The organism is Streptomyces sp. NPDC058877 (genome assembly GCF_042742855.1).
Taxonomy (GTDB): domain Bacteria; phylum Actinomycetota; class Actinomycetes; order Streptomycetales; family Streptomycetaceae; genus Streptomyces.
Window position 1 is genome coordinate 16,104 of sequence record NZ_JBHYMF010000075.1, and the last position, 17,640, is coordinate 33,743.

14 protein-coding genes, 1 tRNA gene and 1 riboswitch are annotated in these 17,640 nt (G+C 70.6%); of the genes, 11 read left to right on the plus strand and 4 right to left on the minus strand.

Annotated features, from left to right (window positions below):
- Positions 1 to 95: 95 nt before the first annotated feature.
- Entirely contained in the window at positions 96 to 1,307 is a 1,212-nt protein-coding gene (locus ACFW2Y_RS18955; protein WP_384880201.1) for a globin domain-containing protein, read from the minus strand.
- Positions 1,308 to 1,395: 88 nt separating this feature from the next.
- Here ACFW2Y_RS18955 and ACFW2Y_RS18960 point away from each other — a divergent pair, with 88 nt between their 5' ends.
- From ACFW2Y_RS18960 to ACFW2Y_RS19000, 9 genes are all read left to right on the plus strand, one after another.
- Complete coding sequence (locus ACFW2Y_RS18960) at positions 1,396 to 2,679, plus strand: cytochrome P450 (RefSeq protein WP_384880204.1); 1,284 nt, start codon at positions 1,396 to 1,398, stop codon at positions 2,677 to 2,679.
- A 93-nt stretch (positions 2,680 to 2,772) separates the two neighbouring features.
- Positions 2,773 to 3,858 (plus strand): transglycosylase family protein, encoded by a 1,086-nt coding sequence (locus tag ACFW2Y_RS18965; protein WP_384880207.1) that lies wholly within the window; start codon positions 2,773 to 2,775, stop codon positions 3,856 to 3,858.
- Between the two features lie 258 nt (positions 3,859 to 4,116).
- Positions 4,117 to 4,289, plus strand: a riboswitch (cyclic di-AMP (ydaO/yuaA leader).
- 3 nt (positions 4,290 to 4,292) lie between these two features.
- Complete coding sequence (locus ACFW2Y_RS18970) at positions 4,293 to 4,991, plus strand: transglycosylase family protein (protein ID WP_384880210.1); 699 nt, start codon at positions 4,293 to 4,295, stop codon at positions 4,989 to 4,991.
- Positions 4,992 to 5,325: 334 nt separating this feature from the next.
- A complete protein-coding gene (gene eno, locus ACFW2Y_RS18975) occupies positions 5,326 to 6,612 on the plus strand; it encodes a phosphopyruvate hydratase (protein WP_384880212.1) in 1,287 nt (428 codons plus the stop codon).
- A gap of 108 nt (positions 6,613 to 6,720) precedes the next feature.
- A complete protein-coding gene (locus ACFW2Y_RS18980) occupies positions 6,721 to 7,191 on the plus strand; it encodes a septum formation initiator family protein (RefSeq protein WP_384880215.1) in 471 nt (156 codons plus the stop codon).
- Positions 7,192 to 7,230: 39 nt separating this feature from the next.
- Positions 7,231 to 7,770, plus strand: coding sequence for a DUF501 domain-containing protein (locus tag ACFW2Y_RS18985; RefSeq protein WP_384880217.1), 540 nt, complete (start codon positions 7,231 to 7,233; stop codon positions 7,768 to 7,770).
- Entirely contained in the window at positions 7,767 to 8,681 is a 915-nt protein-coding gene (locus ACFW2Y_RS18990) for an exopolyphosphatase (protein ID WP_384880220.1), read from the plus strand. The genes ACFW2Y_RS18985 and ACFW2Y_RS18990 overlap by 4 nt, the downstream gene beginning before the upstream one ends.
- A gap of 403 nt (positions 8,682 to 9,084) precedes the next feature.
- The gene (locus tag ACFW2Y_RS18995; protein ID WP_384880222.1) at positions 9,085 to 10,464 is read left to right on the plus strand and encodes an NAD(P)/FAD-dependent oxidoreductase; all 1,380 of its coding nucleotides are present in this window, start codon (positions 9,085 to 9,087) and stop codon (positions 10,462 to 10,464) included.
- Positions 10,465 to 10,640: 176 nt separating this feature from the next.
- Positions 10,641 to 11,999 carry a class I SAM-dependent methyltransferase gene (locus ACFW2Y_RS19000; protein WP_384880224.1) on the plus strand — a complete coding sequence of 453 codons (1,359 nt, stop codon included), beginning with the start codon at positions 10,641 to 10,643 and terminating at the stop codon, positions 11,997 to 11,999.
- A 61-nt stretch (positions 12,000 to 12,060) separates the two neighbouring features.
- On the opposite strand, the gene ACFW2Y_RS19005 is transcribed toward ACFW2Y_RS19000, so the two are convergent.
- A complete protein-coding gene (locus ACFW2Y_RS19005; RefSeq protein ID WP_384880226.1) occupies positions 12,061 to 14,592 on the minus strand; it encodes an ABC transporter permease in 2,532 nt (843 codons plus the stop codon).
- Positions 14,593 to 14,649: 57 nt separating this feature from the next.
- Positions 14,650 to 15,465, minus strand: a complete 816-nt coding sequence (locus ACFW2Y_RS19010) for an ABC transporter ATP-binding protein (protein ID WP_384880229.1) — start codon at positions 15,463 to 15,465, stop codon at positions 14,650 to 14,652.
- 356 nt (positions 15,466 to 15,821) lie between these two features.
- Between ACFW2Y_RS19010 and ACFW2Y_RS19015 the strand changes: the two genes are divergently transcribed.
- Positions 15,822 to 15,906 (plus strand) — tRNA-Leu (locus ACFW2Y_RS19015).
- An 8-nt stretch (positions 15,907 to 15,914) separates the two neighbouring features.
- Here ACFW2Y_RS19015 and ACFW2Y_RS19020 read toward each other — a convergent pair.
- Positions 15,915 to 16,529, minus strand: a complete 615-nt coding sequence (locus tag ACFW2Y_RS19020) for a hypothetical protein (RefSeq protein ID WP_384880233.1) — start codon at positions 16,527 to 16,529, stop codon at positions 15,915 to 15,917.
- A gap of 184 nt (positions 16,530 to 16,713) precedes the next feature.
- On the opposite strand from ACFW2Y_RS19020, the gene ACFW2Y_RS19025 reads away from it, so the two are divergent.
- Positions 16,714 to 17,589 (plus strand): Bax inhibitor-1/YccA family protein, encoded by an 876-nt coding sequence (locus tag ACFW2Y_RS19025; RefSeq protein ID WP_384880235.1) that lies wholly within the window; start codon positions 16,714 to 16,716, stop codon positions 17,587 to 17,589.
- The last annotated feature ends 51 nt before the right edge of the window (positions 17,590 to 17,640 follow it).

The following is a 17,640-nucleotide window of genomic DNA, read 5'->3' on the forward strand; positions in this document are numbered from 1 at the left end:
AGGGGCTGCGCGTGGGGGCCGTGTGCGTGGGAGGCGTGTGAGCGGGGTGTGGGCAGGGGGCGCGTGACCGGAGCGCCGGGTGTGCGGCTCCGCCGTCACCGCTCGCGCGGGGCCCTCGCCGCCGGGTCGTGCCAGACGGGGACCGGCGGGCCCAGGAGGCGCTCGGCGGCGGTGCTCGGCCGGGTGGCGAAGCGGCCCACGGACGGCAGGGTGTCGTGGTGGATGCGTGCCGGGTCGGTGCCCAACTCTTCCAACACCTCGGCGACCTCCGTGACGAAGGCCGGTGGTCCCGCGAGGTACACGTCGTGGGCGGACCAGTGGACGCACGCCCGCAGCGCCTGGAGCAGCCGCTCGGTCGCCTGGTCCCGGCGCCGGTTCGGCGCGGCCGTGATGTAGGTGACGCTGAGGCCGGGCAGGCGCTCCTTCAGGAGCTCGGCCTCGGCGCGCCCGTACAGGTACTCCTTGGAGCGCGCCACCATGAACAACCGGCCCTCCAGGTCCGGCTCGGTCCCGGCTGCCTCCGCCAGGAGCGCGCGCACGGGGGCCCACCCCGTGCCCCCGCAGACGTAGGTGCGCAGCCCGCCCGGCGCGGTCCGCGCGGTGAGTCCGCCGCCGGGAGCGCTGAGCCGCAGCACCTCGCCCGGATCGGTCTGCGCGACGAGCGCCGTGCTCATCGCGCCGCCCGCGATCCGGCTCACGTGCAGCTCGACGGTGCCGTCCGGTCGGGGCGCGTCCGCGAGGGAGTAGGTGCGCCAGACGCGCGGGACCCGCAGCGAACTGACGCTGACGTACTGGCCGGCGCGGAACGGCAGTGGCTGCCGTGGCCGCAGCGTCAGGACGGCCAGGTCCTCGCCGTACTTCTGGTGCCGGACGACGTCCGCGTCCCACCAGCTGGGTTCACCGGCCCGGGCCGCCTCGGAGGCTCCGGCCAGCATCAGATCGGTGATGTGTCCGTAGGCCTCGCCCCATGCCTTCTCCGCCTCGGCCGTCCAGCCGGCACCGGCGGCGTGGGCGAAGGCGGCGAGCAGGCTCTGCCCGACGGCCGCGTAGAGCGCGGGGGAGGCGAGGAACTTGCGGTGATCGCGGCCCAACTGCCCCAGGTAGTCGGCGAGCCCGGGGTCCTCCAGTCGGGTCACGACATGGGTGAGTGCGGCGAAGAGCCGGTCCCGCTGGGGGGCCATGTCCGTGGGGAAGAGCGCGCGCACGCCGGGGTTGTGCCAGAAGAGGTGCGAGTAGAAGAACGTGACCGCATGGTCGGCGCGTCTCTCGACGATCGCGAACGTGCTTCTGAGCAGCTGAGGGTCCACCGGCACGAATCTAGGGCACGGCCTCCACCGCTTGATCACACCTTCTCCACGAACGTGCCTCCCCGGGGGCGCCCTGTACGGTCGTGGCGTGAGCACCGCCCCCACCCCCGAGCCCGCTCCCACCCTTTTCACCTGGGAGTTCGCGAGCGATCCGTACCCCGCCTACGCCTGGCTTCGGAAGCACGCGCCGGTCCACCGAACGACGCTGCCCAGCGGGGTCGAGGCATGGCTCGTCACCCGGTACGCGGACGCCCGGCAGGCCCTGGCCGACCAGCGGCTCTCCAAGAACCCCGCGCACCACGACGAATCCCCGCACGCAAAGGGCAAGACGGGCATCCCGGGCGAGCGCAAGGCCGAGCTGATGACGCATCTGCTCAACATCGACCCGCCGGACCACACCCGGCTGCGGCGGCTCGTCTCGAAGGCCTTCACCCCGCGCCGGGTCGCCGAGTTCGCCCCGCGGGTGCAGGAGCTCACCGACCGGCTCATGGACCGGTTCGTGGAGAAGGGGTCGGCCGACCTCATCCACGAGTTCGCCTTCCCGCTCCCCATCTATGCGATCTGCGACCTCCTCGGGGTGCCGCGGGAGGACCAGGACGACTTCCGGGACTGGGCCGGGATGATGATCCGGCACGGCGGGGGACCGCGCGGCGGGGTCGCCCGGTCGGTGAAGAAGATGCGCGGCTATCTCGCCGAGCTGATCCACCGCAAGCGGGAGGAGCCCGGGGACGACCTCATCTCGGGCCTCATCAGGGCTTCCGACCACGGGGAGCACCTTACCGAGAACGAGGCCGCCGCCATGGCCTTCATCCTCCTCTTCGCCGGCTTCGAGACGACCGTCAACCTCATCGGCAACGGCGTGTACCAACTGCTGTGCCACCCCGAGCAGCGCGAGCGGCTCCAGGTCTCGCTGGCCGCGGGGGAGACCGGGCTCCTGGAGACGGGCGTCGAGGAGCTGCTGCGGTACGACGGGCCGGTGGAGATGGCGACCTGGCGCTATGCGACGCGGGCGTTGACCATCGGCGGGCAGGAGATCCCGGCGGGCGACCCGGTGCTGGTGGTGCTGGCCGCCGCCGACCGGGACCCGGAGCGGTTCGACGGACCGGATGTGCTCGACCTCGCCCGCCGCGACAACCAGCACCTCGGGTACGGGCACGGCATCCACTACTGCCTGGGCGCGCCGCTCGCCCGCCTGGAAGGGCAGGCCGCGCTCTCGACGCTGCTGACTCGCCTGCCGGACCTGAGACTTGCCGCCGATCCGACCGAACTGCGGTGGCGCGGCGGGCTCATCATGCGCGGTTTGCGCACGCTTCCGGTGGAGTTCTCCCCTTCCGCACCCCTTCTGGGAACTGACGCAACATCAGAAATGTGATCTTCGCGTGATCGCGCGTCCATCGACTTGTGACGGACGTTCGAATGCCGCTACGTTCACCGGAATCTCAGCCGTCACGCGAAAGGCGTTCCTATGCGCTCCGGGAACGGACGACACCGTCGCCCCCGTCAGGCCCCCGCCATCGTCGTCGCCGCCGGTGTGACCGGTTCCGCGATGGCGCTGCCGCTGCTCGCCACCGGGTCTGCCTCCGCCGCCGACGCCGCCACGTGGGACCGGGTCGCCGAATGCGAGTCCGGCGGGCAGTGGAGCGCCAACTTCGGCAACGGGATGTACGGCGGACTCCAGTTCACCCAGGACAGCTGGGAGCGGAACGGCGGTCTGGCGTACGCGCCCAGCCCCGACCTGGCCAGTCGCGCGCAGCAGATCGCGGTGGCCGAGAAGGCGCTCGCCGGGGGGAGCGACGACTGGGCCACCTGTGCGCCGATCGCCGGTCTGAAGAACGACGGCAAGGCCACCGGAGTGAACCCCGGGCCCGCCGTCACCCCGGCGGCACCCACGGGCCCGCCCCCGGAGTCCAATCGCACCGGCGGCGAGCCGGTGTCCTCCGCGGGCGGTCAAGGGGCGGCTCGGCAGTCCACCGCGCCCGCGACCCCGACCCCGACCGCGCCGAGCGCCCCGGCGACCTCCATCGCCCCGACCCACCCGACCACTCCGGCATACCCGACGATTCCGGCAAGTCCTGACGCATCGGTCAGTCCGGGCGGGTCGACCGCGCCCGGCGACCCGACGGCACCGACCGCCCCCGATTCGTCCGTTACGCCCGATGTGCCGGTTTCGCCGGGGATTCCAGAAGGCGAGCTGCCGTCGGCCACGCCGGGCACCGGCAAGCACCGGGGTGAGGCGGCACCGGAGGAAAGTGGCGCACCGGGCAATTCGGCCGATGCGGGTCGACATGCTTCGAATGCGGGCGAGGGTGACGCCCAGTCCGCGACTGACGGGGCGAAAGGTTCCGTCGAAAAGGACAGTAGGGGCACTTCGGGCGAATACACCGTGCGGCCGGGTGACAGTCTGTCCGACATCGCACAGGAGAACGAACTCCCCGGTGGCTGGACCGCGCTCTATGACGCCAACCGGCAGACCGTGGGGACCGATCCGGATCTGATCCTGCCTGGTCAGAGTCTTGATCTGACGGCGGGTTCGGTCGCGACGGAGGGGTGATTGATCGCCTTATGTCCGATTCTGTGTAAGTGAGACATGGGTCTCTTCGCCCCAACTGGCGTGTCACGTCCGGAAACTTCGCTTCCGCCCGCTCTCACCTGCGCAAACATCACCCACCGGAAGGCAAGGAGGGGCGATATGTCCGCCATAGGCCTCTTTGAACTTCCGGTGGGTCTGTGTCTACGGTCGTCACCGCTCGCCACCGCGGGCCCCGTCGACCGAAACGCCGAATCCTGCCGTCGGTCGATGGGAACAGTCGTCGCGCAAGCGCCGAAGGCAGGAGCGGGGGACCCAAGGTAAGTGCCGGGCCCGGCGGTCGAGACGGACCGCCGGAGACCGGCTTGGGGTGAAGTCGCGTGCCAGACGCGCGGCCGGGCAACTCTTCGGCCCGAACCCGACAGCTCACCTCGCAGGCGTCGGTGAGGAGAATTCCCATGCTGTTTTCCGCCAAGGGCAAACACCGCCGTCCCTCCAAGGCCGCCCAGGTCGTCGCGCTCGCCGGTGTCACCGGTGCCGCCGTCGCCGCGCCGCTGCTGACCGCGGGCACCGCCTCGGCCGCCACCGCCGCCGAGTGGGACGTCGTCGCCGCCTGCGAGTCCGGCGGCAACTGGGCCATCAACACGGGCAACGGCTACTACGGCGGCCTGCAGTTCTCGGCCTCCACCTGGGCCGCGTACGGCGGCACCGCCTATGCCCCGACCGCCAACCTGGCCTCGAAGTCCCAGCAGATCGCCATCGCCGAGAAGGTCCTCGCGGGCCAGGGCAAGGGTGCCTGGCCGAGCTGCGGCGTCGGCCTCTCCAACGCCTCCTACTCCGGCGGCACCACCGAGAGCGCCCCCCAGCAGGCCGCTCCGAAGCCGCGCGAGACCGAGCAGCCGACCACCCGCAGCCAGCAGCGCCAGGCCCCCGAGAAGGCCGCGCCGCAGGCCGCGAAGAAGACCGTCACCACCCCCACCGGCAAGAAGGTGAAGAAGGGCGACGGCGAGTACGAGGTCGTCTCCGGCGACACCCTCAGCAAGATCGCCCAGGCGCACGGCGTCAAGGGCGGCTGGGCCAAGCTCTTCGAGCTGAACAAGGACGTCGTCGAGAACGCCGACCTCATCTACCCGGGCCAGCAGCTCCACCTGAAGTGAGCCCGGCGGCCCGCACGAGTCCGGCGGCTCGTGCGGTGCCGACGACCCTCCCGCGGTGACCACCCCGGTCCGGCGCGCCCCTCCCCCGTGCGCGCCGGACCGGGGTTCCCCCGTTCCGGAGCCCGGGCGGGGAAGGGGACCTGACGACCGCGATGGTTACCGTCCAGTAGATCTGGGGTCTTTCGTCCCGATGTGCATGCCCTTGGGTCCTTTTTCGTCCCAGGGGGCGGGCGCGCGGCGGGCCGGAGCCCCCGAGCCGGTTAGGCTCTTGCCGCAAGGCCAAGCGACCCTGCACCGACCTTGCGTCACATCCAGCGTCACATCCCAGAAGGAGATGCTCGTGCCGTCCATCGACGTCGTCGTAGCCCGGGAAATCCTGGACTCCCGAGGCAACCCCACGGTCGAGGTCGAGGTCGGCCTCGACGACGGCAGCACCGGCCGTGCTGCCGTTCCGTCCGGCGCCTCCACCGGTGCGTTCGAGGCCCTTGAGCTTCGCGACGGTGACCCCAACCGCTACCAGGGCAAGGGCGTCGAGAAGGCCGTCCTCGCCGTCATCGAGCAGATCGGCCCGGAGCTCGTCGGCTACGACGCCACCGAGCAGCGGCTGATCGACCAGGCCATGTTCGACCTGGACGCCACCCCGGACAAGTCCTCGCTCGGCGCCAACGCCATCCTCGGCGTCTCCCTCGCCGTCGCGCACGCCGCCTCCGAGGCCAGCGACCTCCCCCTCTTCCGCTACCTGGGCGGCCCGAACGCGCACCTGCTGCCCGTTCCGATGATGAACATCCTCAACGGTGGGTCGCACGCCGACTCCAACGTGGACATCCAGGAGTTCATGATCGCCCCGATCGGCGCGGAGTCCTTCTCCGAGGCCCTCCGCTGGGGCACCGAGGTCTACCACACCCTCAAGTCCGTCCTGAAGACCAAGGGCCTCTCCACCGGCCTGGGCGACGAGGGCGGCTTCGCCCCGAACCTGGACTCCAACCGTGCCGCCCTCGACCTCATCGTCGAGGCCGTCAAGCAGGCCGGCTACGTCCCCGGCAAGGACATCGCGCTCGCCCTCGACTGCGCCGCCTCCGAGTTCTACAAGGACGGCAAGTACGAGTTCGAGGGCAAGTCCCGCTCGGCCGCCGAGATGACCGAGTACTACGAGGAGCTCGTCGCCGCGTACCCGCTGGTCTCCATCGAGGACCCGCTGTTCGAGGACGACTGGGCCGGCTGGAAGGTCATCACCGACAAGCTCGGCTCCAAGGTCCAGCTCGTCGGCGACGACCTGTTCGTCACCAACCCGGAGCGCCTGGCCCGCGGCATCGAGGAGGGCTCCGCGAACGCCCTGCTCGTCAAGGTCAACCAGATCGGCTCGCTGACCGAGACCCTGGACGCCGTCGAGCTGGCCCAGCGCAACGGCTTCAAGTGCATGATGTCCCACCGCTCCGGCGAGACCGAGGACGTCACCATCGCCGACCTCGCCGTCGCCACCAACTGCGGCCAGATCAAGACCGGCGCGCCGGCCCGCTCCGAGCGCGTCGCCAAGTACAACCAGCTGCTGCGCATCGAGGAGATCCTCGACGACGCCGCGGTCTACGCCGGTCGCAGCGCCTTCCCGCGCTTCAAGGGCTGAGCTTCGCCCCAGGGCGGAGCCGCTTCGCAGACCAGCTTCCGTACGTCCCCGTACTCGGTCCCGTACCGTGTGCGGGGACGTACGCGTGAACAGGGGAGGCGACACGACATGGCCGCGAAGGACCGGGACCGGTTCTCCACCGCGACCCGGATCAGACTGCTCGGCGAGCAGACCGCCGCCCGTGTCTACCGCTCACAGACCCGCCGCCAAGACCGACGCTCCCGGCTCACCGGCCGTGCGGCCTTCCTCGCCCTCGTGGTCTGTTCCCTCGTCGTGGCGCTGGCCTATCCGATGCGGAGCTACGTCTCCCAGCAGGGGGAGATCGCCGAGCAGGAGCGCCGCGTCGCCGAGGCCGCCCGGCGGGTCGAGGAGCTGAAGGACGAGAAGGCCCGCCTCCAGGACCCGGCCTACATCCGCCGCCTCGCCCGCGAACACCTGCACTACGTGCTCCCCGGCGAGACCGGCTTCACCGTGAACGACCCCGATGCGGAGCAGCGGCCCCGCACCGACCAGGGCGCGGACGACCGCCCCTGGTACGACAACCTCTGGGACGGCGTCGACCACGCCGACCGCCCCTGACCAGGCCTCTTGGTCGCCCGACACACGAGCAAGGCAGACATGGAAACGCCCCCTCCGCAGACCGAACGCACCGAGCCCACCGAGACGGACATCGCCGCCTTCGAGCTCCAGCTCGGCCGCCCGCCCCGCGGCCTGCGCGCCATCGCGCACCGCTGTCCGTGCGGCAACCCGGACGTCGTCGAGACCGCACCCCGGCTCCCCGACGGCACGCCCTTCCCGACCACGTACTACCTGACCTGCCCCCGGGCGGCCTCGGCCATCGGCACCCTGGAGGCCAACGGGGTCATGAAGGAGATGCAGGCCCGGCTCGCCACCGACCCGGAGCTCGCCGCCGCCTACCGGGCCGCGCACGAGGACTACATCGCGCGCCGTGACGCCATCGAGGTCCTGGAGGGCTTCCCGAGCGCCGGCGGCATGCCGGACCGGGTCAAGTGCCTGCACGTCCTCGTCGGCCACGCGCTCGCCGCCGGCCCGGGCGTGAACCCGTTCGGCGACGAGGCGCTCGCGATGCTTCCCGAGTGGTGGGCGAAGGGCCCCTGCGTGAACCCGTGCACCGACGAAGGGAAGTCCTCGGAATGACCCGGGTCGCCGGAATCGACTGCGGCACCAACTCGATCCGCCTGCTCGTCGCCGACGTCCATCCGGACACCGGCGACCTGATCGAGCTGGACCGGCGGATGACGATCGTCCGGCTCGGCCAGGGCGTCGACAAGACCGGCCGACTCGCTCCCGAGGCACTGGACCGGACCTTCGCCGCCTGCCGTGCGTACGCCGCGGTCATCAAGGAGCTGGGTGCCGAGCGGATCCGCTTCGTCGCCACCTCCGCCTCCCGCGACGCCGAGAACCGCGAGGACTTCGTGAACGGGGTCGTGGAGATCCTGGGCGTGGAGCCCGAGGTCATCACCGGCGACCAGGAGGCCGCTTTCTCCTTCACCGGTGCCACCGGCGAACTGCACGGCGACGACCGGCGCCTGGTCGTGGACATCGGCGGCGGCTCCACCGAGTTCGTGGTCGGCAACGCCCACGTCGAGGCCGCCCGCTCGGTCGACATCGGCTGTGTCCGGCTCACCGAGCGGCACGTCCGGCACGACCCGCCGACGGCCGAGGAGGTCGCCGCGATCCGCGCCGACGTCCGCGCCGCCCTCGACCTCGCGGCCGAGACCGTGCCGATCGACACCGCACGGATCCTGGTCGGCCTGGCGGGTTCGGTCACCACGGTCGCCGCCATCGCCCTGGGGCTCCAGGAGTACGACTCCGAGAAGATCCACCACGCCCGGATCTCCGCCGCGCAGGTCGCCGAGGTCACCGAGCGGCTCCTTGCCTCCACCCACGAGGAGCGGGCCGCGATCCCCGTCATCCATCCCGGCCGGGTCGACGTGATCATCGCCGGGGCGCTCGTCCTGCGGGAGGTCGTGGAGCGGGTCGGAGCCGCCGAGGTCGTGGTCAGCGAGCACGACATCCTCGATGGGATCGCGCTATCCGTCGCATAGCGCGCGGCTATCGGGCCCTGTGGAGGGGGGTTTCCGGGGGCCTCGGGGGCCCGTCGGGACCCCCCGGCCGAAAAGGTTCGTGAAGTTCTTCACAAGGAAAAGGGTCCTGGCGGCGCCCAAGGAGGGTCTTTGGGCCCTTCAGGGGGTGGCCCGGGGCCCTTTCGTAGGCGTGGGGGCCGATTGGCTCGATGTTTCCATCGTGTGAACGGACCCCGCGGTTCAGGGTTAACGGAGGCTCTCCGGACCAGTTCACGGGGGGTGAACAACGTTCGCCAGTGCACCCCGGTTCCTTTGCAGCACCATGATGTGGATCACGTGGGCGGCGGAGTGTAGCAGAGGTCCCCCCGGTCCTTGTGAAGGGGCGCACGAGCACCCCCCTGAGGAGGGGTGGATACTCGATCCCATGAGCACCACGGAGCGTCCCAGGATCCTCGTAGTAGGCGGCGGGTACGTAGGCCTGTACGCAGCTCGGCGCATCCTCAAGAAGATGCGCTACGCGGAAGCGACCGTCACGGTCGTCGACCCGCGGTCGTACATGACCTACCAGCCCTTCCTCCCCGAAGCCGCCGCCGGCAGCATCTCGCCGCGTCACGTCGTCGTCCCGCTGCGACGCGTCGTCCGCGGAGCCGAGGTGCTCACCGGCCGGGTCACCACCATCGACCAGGACCGCAAGGTCGCCACGATCTCGCCGCTCGTCGGCGAGGCGTACGAGCTGCCCTTCGACTACCTGGTCATCGCGATGGGCGCGGTCTCCCGCACCTTCCCGATCCCCGGCCTCGCCGAGCAGGGCATCGGCATGAAGGGCATCGAGGAGGCCATCGGCCTGCGCAACCACGTCCTTGAGCAGCTCGACAAGGCCGACTCGACCACCGACGAGGAGGTCCGCCGCAAGGCCCTGACCTTCGTCTTCGTCGGCGGTGGCTTCGCCGGCGCCGAGACCATCGGCGAGGTCGAGGACATGGCCCGCGACGCCGCGAAGTACTACCAGAACGTGTCCCGCGAGGACATGCGCTTCATCCTGGTCGACGCGGCCGACAAGATCCTTCCCGAGGTGGGCCCCAAGCTCGGCCAGTACGGCAAGGAGCACCTGGAGGGCCGCGGGATCGAGATCTACCTCGAGACCTCGATGGACTCCTGCGTGGACGGCCACGTCGTGCTGAAGAACGGCCTTGAGGTCGACTCCAACACGATCGTCTGGACCGCCGGCGTGAAGCCGAACCCGGCGCTCTCCCGCTTCGGCCTGCCGCTCGGCCCCCGCGGCCACGTGGACTGCAACGAGAAGCTCCAGGTCAACGGCATGGACCACGTCTGGGCCGCGGGCGACAACGCCCAGGTCCCGGACATGGTCGGCCGCAGGGCCGGCAACCCCAACGCCTGGTGCCCGCCGAACGCCCAGCACGCCCTGCGCCAGGCCAAGGTCCTCGGCGACAACGTGGTGGCCGGCATGCGCGGCTTCCCGCAGAAGGAGTACAGCCACGCCAACAAGGGCGCGGTGGCTGGCCTCGGCCTGCACAAGGGCGTCGCGATGATCGTCATGGGCAAGATGAAGATCAAGCTCAAGGGCCGTCTCGCCTGGTACATGCACCGTGGCTACCACGGCATGGCGATGCCGACCTGGAACCGCAAGATCCGCATCTTCGCCGACTGGACCCTCGGCATGTTCCTCAAGCGAGAGGTCGTGTCGCTCGGCGCCATGGAGACGCCGCGCGAGGAGTTCTACGAGGCGGCCAAGCCCGCCCCGGCGCCGGCCGCCCCGGTGCAGGAGAAGGCCAAGGCCTCCTGACGCCCCCTCAGCACGTCCGAAAGGGCCGTCCGCCATCCGTGGTGCGGACGGCCCTTCGCGCGTTCCTCCGCGTGTTTTGCCGACTCGTTGCGCTGCGGCGGGACTGCTGACGCCCGGCGACGGTGTTCCCTGGGTGACGAGCATTCCTGGGGCACGAGATCACGGAGGTGCGCACCATGGCCGACGCCGCGTCGCGGCTGATGACACTCGCCGAGGAACTCCTCGGAGGACCGCTCCCGGTCCGTCTGCGAGCCTGGGACGGCAGTGAGGCCGGCCCGCCCGCTCGCCACCGCCCTTCCGGGGAAGCGCCGCGCACCGCACCGGCCGATGCCGATGGCCCCGTCCTGATCGTCCGCGACCGCCGGGCCCTGCGGAGGCTGATCTGGAAGCCCGGTGAACTCGGCCTGGCCCGGGCCTGGGTGGCCGGCGAGATCGACGTCGAGGGCGACCTCTACGAGCTCCTCGACCGGATCTCGGGCCTCCTGTGGGACCGCGGCCAGGAGACCAGGAGCCTCCTCGACTCCCTGCGGGACCCCGCGCTCCGCGCCGCCGCCCGCGCCCTGTTGCGGCTCGCCGGCCCGCTGCCGCCGCCGAAGCCACCGGTCGAGGAGGTACAGGGCCGCAGCGGCAGGCGGCACAGCAAGCGGCGCGACGAGCAGGCGATCAGTCACCACTACGACGTGGGCAACGACTTCTACGAACTGGTCCTCGGCCCCTCGATGGTCTATTCGTGCGCGTACTGGCCCGATGCGGACGCCGGCGCCACCCTGGAGGGCGCCCAGCACGACAAGTTGGACCTCATCGCCCGCAAGCTGAACCTGAAGGAGGGCGACCGGCTCCTCGACGTGGGCTGCGGCTGGGGCTCCTTGGCCCTCCACGCCGCCCGCACCTACGGCGCCCGGGTCGTCGGCGTCACCCTCTCGCGGGAACAGGCCGCCTACGCCCGGAGGAGGGTCGCCGACGAGGGCCTCGCCGACCTGGTCGAGATCAGGGTCCAGGACTACCGGGACGTCGTCGACGGCCCCTACGACGCCATCTCCTCGATCGGCATGGCCGAGCACGTCGGCGCCGTGCAGTACCGGGAGTACGCCGACACCCTGTACGGGCTGCTCAAGCCCGGCGGACGCCTCCTCAACCACCAGATCTCCCGGCGCCCCGAGCCCGACGAGGACGCCTACGAGGTCGACGCCTTCATCGACGCGTACGTCTTTCCGGACGGTGAACTCGCCCCCATGGGACGCACCCTGACGACCTTGGAGGACGCCGGCTTCGAGGTCAGGGACGTGGAGGCGCTCCGCGAGCACTACGCGCTGACGCTGCGCCGCTGGGTGGCGAACCTGGAGCGCGACTGGGACCGGGCGGTCCGCTTGACCTCGCCCGGGCGGGCCAGGATCTGGCGGCTCTACATGGCGGCTTCGGCGGTCTCCTTCGAACGCAACCGGATCGGCGTGAACCAGTTCCTCGCGGTGAAGACCCCGGCAGCGGGTCCGAGCGGCACGGCGCTGCGGCCGCGCCTCTGGACCGAGAAGGCCTGAGCCGCACGCGAAGGGTCGGGTTCCCGCGGGAACCCGACCCTCCGTCGTCCTCGGACGCGCCCTACTCGGCCTTGATGGCGGAGAGCATGTTCAGCTTCGCCGCGCTCCGGGCCGGCCACAGCGAGGCGAGGACGCCGACCAGGGCGGCCAGGGCCACGAAGAGCGCGATCCGGCTCCAGGGCATCACCAGGGCGTAGCCCGGCATGCCGTCCTTGAGGGTCTCGCCGATCGCCCAGCCGAGGAACGAGCCCAGGCCGATGCCGACGACCGCGCCGAACACCGAGATGACGACGGCTTCCAGACGGACCATCCGCTTCACCCGACGCTGGTCGAGGCCGATGGCGCGGAGCATCCCGATCTCCTGCCGCCGCTCGAAGACGGACATCGCGAGGGTGTTGACGACGCCGAGGACCGCGATGATCAGGGCCATGCCGAGCAGGCCGTACATGATGTTCAGGAGCACGTTGATCGGGCCGCCGAAGGCATCGCGGATGTCCTTCTTGTCCATCACGGTGATGGCCGGGTTGTCACCCATCGCCTTCGACAGGGCCTTCGCGTGGGCCTCCGAGGCACCGCCGTCCATCGCGACGAAGATCTGCGGGACGTACGGCTGCTGCTCGTGCGCGCCGAGGACCTCCTTGTCGATGAGCACGGGGGAGACGAAGGGGTTGCCCTCGTAGATCGCGCCGACGGTCAGCTTCGCCTTCTGCTTGTCCGCGTACTCGACCGGAACGGTCGAGCCGACCTTCAGACCACGGGCCTCGGCGGTGTCGGCGGCGACGGCGATCCCGCCCCGGCCGAGCGAGGCCATCGACCCGTCCGTGACGTCGAGTCGGAGGACCTTCTCGATGTCCCCCGGAGTGACGCCGGAAGCGGAGGCGAACTCTCCGTCGAGCCGGAAGGAGCCGGCCTGCTGCGGAGAGACCGCGGTGACGCCGGGGGCCTTCTCCAGGGCGGTGAGCGCCTCCTCGCCGAGGCCCGTGCCGCCCGCCATGCTGACCATGTAGTCGCCCTTGATCCGGTCGACCGTGATCTTGTCCAGGGCCGCGCCGGCGCTCGTGCCGATCACCGTGAGCCCGGTGACCAGGGTCAAGCCGATGGCGAGTGCGGACGCGGTGGCACCGGTGCGGCGCGGGTTGCGGACCGCGTTCAGCCCGGCGAGCTTGCCGGCCACGCCGAAGGCCGCCTCGGAGAGCGGACGGAACAGGGCGATCACCGGCCGGGAGAGCATCGGGATCAGCACGATCACGCCGATGAGGGCGGCGAAGGTTCCGCCGGCGATCGCCATGCGGCCGGTGTCGCCTCCCTGGCCCGCGCCGAACACGATCAGCACGGCGCCGATCGCGGTGATCGCCGCACCGATGGAGTTGCGGACGACCAGCGACTTGGCGCTCGCGGTGGCGTGGACGCTGCTCATCGCCGCGACCGGCGGGATCTTCGCGGCGCGCCGGCCGGGCAGCCAGGCCGCCAGCATGGTGATCAGGACGCCGATGCCGAAGGCGGCGACGGCCGGGGTGGCTTCGAGGACCAGCGGACCGTCCGGGACCTTCAGTTCGAAGGCGTTCATCACGGAGCGCAGGCCGACGGCCAGACCGATGCCGAGCAGATAGCCGCTGAGGGAGGCGACCAGGCCGACGAGACCGGCCTCCACCAGGACGGAACGGGTGATCTGCCGGCGCGAGGCACCGACCGCCCGCATCAGGGCGAGCTCCTTGGTGCGCTGGGCGACCAGCATGGTGAAGGTGTTGGAGATCAGGAAGACGCCGACGAAGAGCGCGATGCCGGCGAAGGCCAGCAGCACCTGGTTGAAGGCCCCCAGGCCCTCTTCGATCTGACGGGCCTGCTCGTCGGCGAGGGCCTGGCCGGTCTGGGCGGTGGCCGCCTTCGGGACGACCTTCAGGATCTCGTCGAGGAGTTCGTCGGCGTTCGTGCCGGGGGTGGCGACGACGTTCAGGTCGGAGAAGTAGCCCGGCTTCAGATAGAGCTTCTGGGCGACGGAGGTGTCGAACAGGACCAGGCTGCCGCCCGCGTTGACGGCGCCGTCCTCGGTCGTGAAGACGCCTGACAGGGCGTACTCCTTCACCGGGCCGTTGGTGGCCACCCGGACGGTGTCGCCCACCCGGTAGCCGCCCGCTTCGGCGGTGGCCCGGTCGAGCGCGATCTGACCGGGCTGCGTCGGTCCGTCGCCCGCGGTGAAGGCGTAGGCGCCGTTCTTGCCGTCCTTGCCGGGGGTGAAGTTGGCGCCGGTGTTCGACCAGCCGACGCCGATCAGCCGGCCGTCCTCGTCGGGCACGCCGGCGAAGCCGTCGACGCGCGGGCGGACGGCGGCGACCCCGTCCAGCTTCGCGACCTCGTCGACGACCTGCTGGGAGAGGCCCGGGGTGGTGCGGGCCTCTTCGGGGTTCGGGCGCAGGGCCACGGCGACGGCCACGTCGTCGTAGCTCTTCGCGGACTCCTTGCGGAGGGCGTTGGAGAGGGTGTCGGTGAAGACGAGGGTGCCGGAGACGAAGGCCACGCCGAGCATCACGGCGAGGACGGTCATCAGCAGCCTCGCCTTGTGCGCGAGCACGTTGCGCAGGGCGGTACGGAACATGGGTGGGTCCTGGAGGTCCTGGGAGGGGCGGGTGCGGGTGCGGCTGGCGCCGGTGCGTCAGCTCGTACGGCCCTTGGCGTCGAAGGCCTTCATGCGGTCGAGCACGCCGTCCGCCGTCGGGTGCAGCATCTCGTCGACGATCCGGCCGTCCGCGAGGAAGATCACGCGGTCCGCGTAGGAGGCGGCCGTCGCGTCGTGGGTGACCATGACGACGGTCTGTCCCAGCTCCCGCACCGAGTTGCGGAGGAATCCCAGGACCTCGGCGCCCGAGCGGGAGTCCAGGTTTCCGGTGGGCTCGTCGCCGAAGATGATCTCGGGGCGGGAGGCGAGGGCGCGGGCCACGGCAACGCGCTGCTGCTGGCCGCCGGAGAGTTCGGAGGGACGGTGGCTGAGCCGGCCGGACAGGCCCAGCATGTCGATCACCTGCTGGACCCACTGCTTGTCGGCCTTGCGGCCCGCGATGTCCATCGGCAGCGTGATGTTCTCCAGGGCCGTCAGGGTCGGCAGCAGGTTGAAGGCCTGGAAGATGAAGCCGATCTTGTCCCTGCGCAGCTGGGTGAGGTGCTTGTCCTTGAGGGAGGACAGCTCGGTCTCGCCGATCCGCACGGAGCCGGAGGAGAAGGAGTCCAGACCGGCGACGCAGTGCATGAGCGTCGACTTGCCGGAGCCGGAGGGGCCCATGATCGCGGTGAACTCGCCCTGCCGGAAGTCCACGCTGACGCGGTCGAGGGCGACCACCTGGGTCTCGCCGTGGCCGTAGACCTTGGTCAGATCCGTGGCGCGGGCGGCCACCGCGGTGGCGCGGGACACGGTGGAGGTGGTGGTCACGGAGGGACTCCTGTCATTGCAATGACGATTCGGGAACCCCTCCATCGTGTCGGTCGTTCTGCCGCAGGACGTCCGCCCCTGTGCCCGTTCCCGGGGCCGTCTCGAGTCTGACCGGAGGCCGGTGCCCTCGTTCTGAGGTATGACGGCGCCCCTGAGAAGGCCTTCGCGGAGGGCGTCCGGGGCACCCACCGCGAAGGTGACAGAAGTGCGGCGACTTTTCGTCATTCCAGAAGGTGCGGCTTTGCGCCTGCGACCCCTGTCACAGTTTGGCGGAAGGGCCCTCACCTGCACTGACGCACCCTCAGACGTCAATAAAATAAGACAACATCGGCCTCATGTTCCGCTGATCGGGGGAAAACGTCCCGATAGGCTCATGTGCCAACGCGGAGCTTCGCGGCGACGCCCGGATGGTGGAATGCAGACACGGCGAGCTTAAACCTCGCTGGCCTTCGGGCCGTACCGGTTCGAGTCCGGTTCCGGGCACCATGGTTTCGCTAGTACGGCAAGCGCTCCAGCAACCAGGAGCCGTTCTCCTTGGAGAGGAGCGGGCCGACGGGGCCCGCCTCGCCGATCACGGTCTCGTCGGCGATCTCGTCGTGCAGGCCGTCGTCCACTCCGCCGTCGACCAGGCGCAGGAAACGGGGCACGTACGGCCGTCCGCCCGTCCGGCGCAACTCGGCCTGGTCCTCCAGTTCGGGGGCCGCCCCGTTGTGGGAGAAGAAGGTCTCCGTCCGGTGCTCCACCCTCGTGTACTCCATCCCCGCGAGGGCGTAGCGGGCGGCGAGGGCGCCCCACCCGGTCCCGCCGACGGCCAGCAGGGCGTCCCCCCGTTGTCGCGCGTTCGCTTCCGTGACGGCGTTCTGGACGGTGGCGCCGTGGCCGGTCATGGTGCCGTCTGCGGAGAGGCCGACCAGGACGAGGTCGAAGTCGCGCGCCCGCAACTCCGAGAGGAGCGAGTAGGCGTCGTCGTCCGCGCGCCGGGCGAGCTCGGCGAGCCCGGTGCCGGCGTCACCGACCAGGACCACGGGCCTGAGGAGGTGGGCGCCCGCGGTGAAGACCCACGCGGTCCCGTTGCGCAGCTGCCAGGTGTCGTTCGGCTCGATGGACATCGGTCTCTCCCATGGAGGGTGCGGTTCCGTCGGTGACGAGCCTGCGCGGACGGGGCGCCCCGCTGCGCGCGGAGATCGAAAACTTACGGGAAAAGATCCTCCCCGAGCACTAGAGAGTTTCTTTTGCCTAGCCATTACTCTTGACGCGAGGTCGTGCACGTGCGGCCCGCCATGGAGGAGTGAGATGAGGAGCAGTAACCCGGTCTTCTCGCGACGGGGGTTCAGCCGCGACAACGGCTACGCGGGCTTCAACGCGCAGCAGCCGCAGGCCGGGGGCCCCGCCGTCGGAGCCAACCCGTACGCGAGCAACCCGTACGCGACCAACCCGTACGCCCCGCAGGACACCGAGCTCGGCGCCCCGCAGCAGGCCCGCGGCAACGCGATGACCATCGACGACGTCGTGAGCCGTACGGCCATGACGCTCGGCACGGTCGTGCTCACCGCCGTTCTGTCCTGGCTGCTGCTGCCCGTCGACCCGGCCAACCTCGCCAAGTCGTACGTCATCGGCATCGGTGCCGCCCTGGTCGCGCTCGTGCTGTCGCTCGTGCAGTCCTTCAAGCGCAAGCCGTCTCCCGCGCTGATCCTGGGCTACGCGGCGTTCGAGGGCGTCTTCCTCGGCGTGATCTCCGCCGTCGTCTCGACCTACGTCGCCGACGGCGTGGTCATCCAGGCGGTGCTCGGCACGATGGCCGTCTTCGCGGGCGTCCTGATCGCCTACAAGATGCGCTGGATCCGCGTCACCCGCCGCTTCTACGGCTTCGTGATGGCCGCGGCCATGGGCTTCATGCTGCTCATGGTCGTCAACATGCTGTTCGCCGTGTTCGCCGGCGGTGACGGCCTCGGCTTCCGCAGCGGCGGCCTCGGCATCCTGTTCGGCGTCATCGGCATCGTCCTCGGCGCCTGCTTCCTCGCCCTCGACTTCAAGCAGGTCGAGGACGGCGTGACCTACGGCGCGCCGCGCGAAGAGGCCTGGCTGGCCGCCTTCGGCCTGACGATGACCCTCGTCTGGATCTACCTGGAGGCGCTGCGCCTCCTGTCGATCCTCCAGGGCGACGACTGACCCGTCCGTTGACACGGGGGAAGGGCCCGTCCGGCACCAGCCGGGCGGGCC

Coding starts and splice junctions, on each gene's coding strand:
- ACFW2Y_RS18965 (WP_384880207.1), top strand. CDS start 2,773: ATGCGCTCCGGGAACGGACGACACCGTCGCCCCCGTCAGGCCCCCGCC.
- ACFW2Y_RS18970 (WP_384880210.1), top strand. CDS start 4,293: ATGCTGTTTTCCGCCAAGGGCAAACACCGCCGTCCCTCCAAGGCCGCC.
- eno (WP_384880212.1), top strand. CDS start 5,326: ATGCTCGTGCCGTCCATCGACGTCGTCGTAGCCCGGGAAATCCTGGAC.
- ACFW2Y_RS18980 (WP_384880215.1), top strand. CDS start 6,721: ATGGCCGCGAAGGACCGGGACCGGTTCTCCACCGCGACCCGGATCAGA.
- ACFW2Y_RS18985 (WP_384880217.1), top strand. CDS start 7,231: ATGGAAACGCCCCCTCCGCAGACCGAACGCACCGAGCCCACCGAGACG.
- ACFW2Y_RS18990 (WP_384880220.1), top strand. CDS start 7,767: ATGACCCGGGTCGCCGGAATCGACTGCGGCACCAACTCGATCCGCCTG.
- ACFW2Y_RS18995 (WP_384880222.1), top strand. CDS start 9,085: ATGAGCACCACGGAGCGTCCCAGGATCCTCGTAGTAGGCGGCGGGTAC.
- ACFW2Y_RS19000 (WP_384880224.1), top strand. CDS start 10,641: ATGGCCGACGCCGCGTCGCGGCTGATGACACTCGCCGAGGAACTCCTC.
- ACFW2Y_RS19005 (WP_384880226.1), bottom strand. CDS start 14,592: ATGTTCCGTACCGCCCTGCGCAACGTGCTCGCGCACAAGGCGAGGCTG.
- ACFW2Y_RS19010 (WP_384880229.1), bottom strand. CDS start 15,465: ATGGAGGGGTTCCCGAATCGTCATTGCAATGACAGGAGTCCCTCCGTG.
- ACFW2Y_RS19020 (WP_384880233.1), bottom strand. CDS start 16,529: ATGTCCATCGAGCCGAACGACACCTGGCAGCTGCGCAACGGGACCGCG.
- ACFW2Y_RS19025 (WP_384880235.1), top strand. CDS start 16,714: ATGAGGAGCAGTAACCCGGTCTTCTCGCGACGGGGGTTCAGCCGCGAC.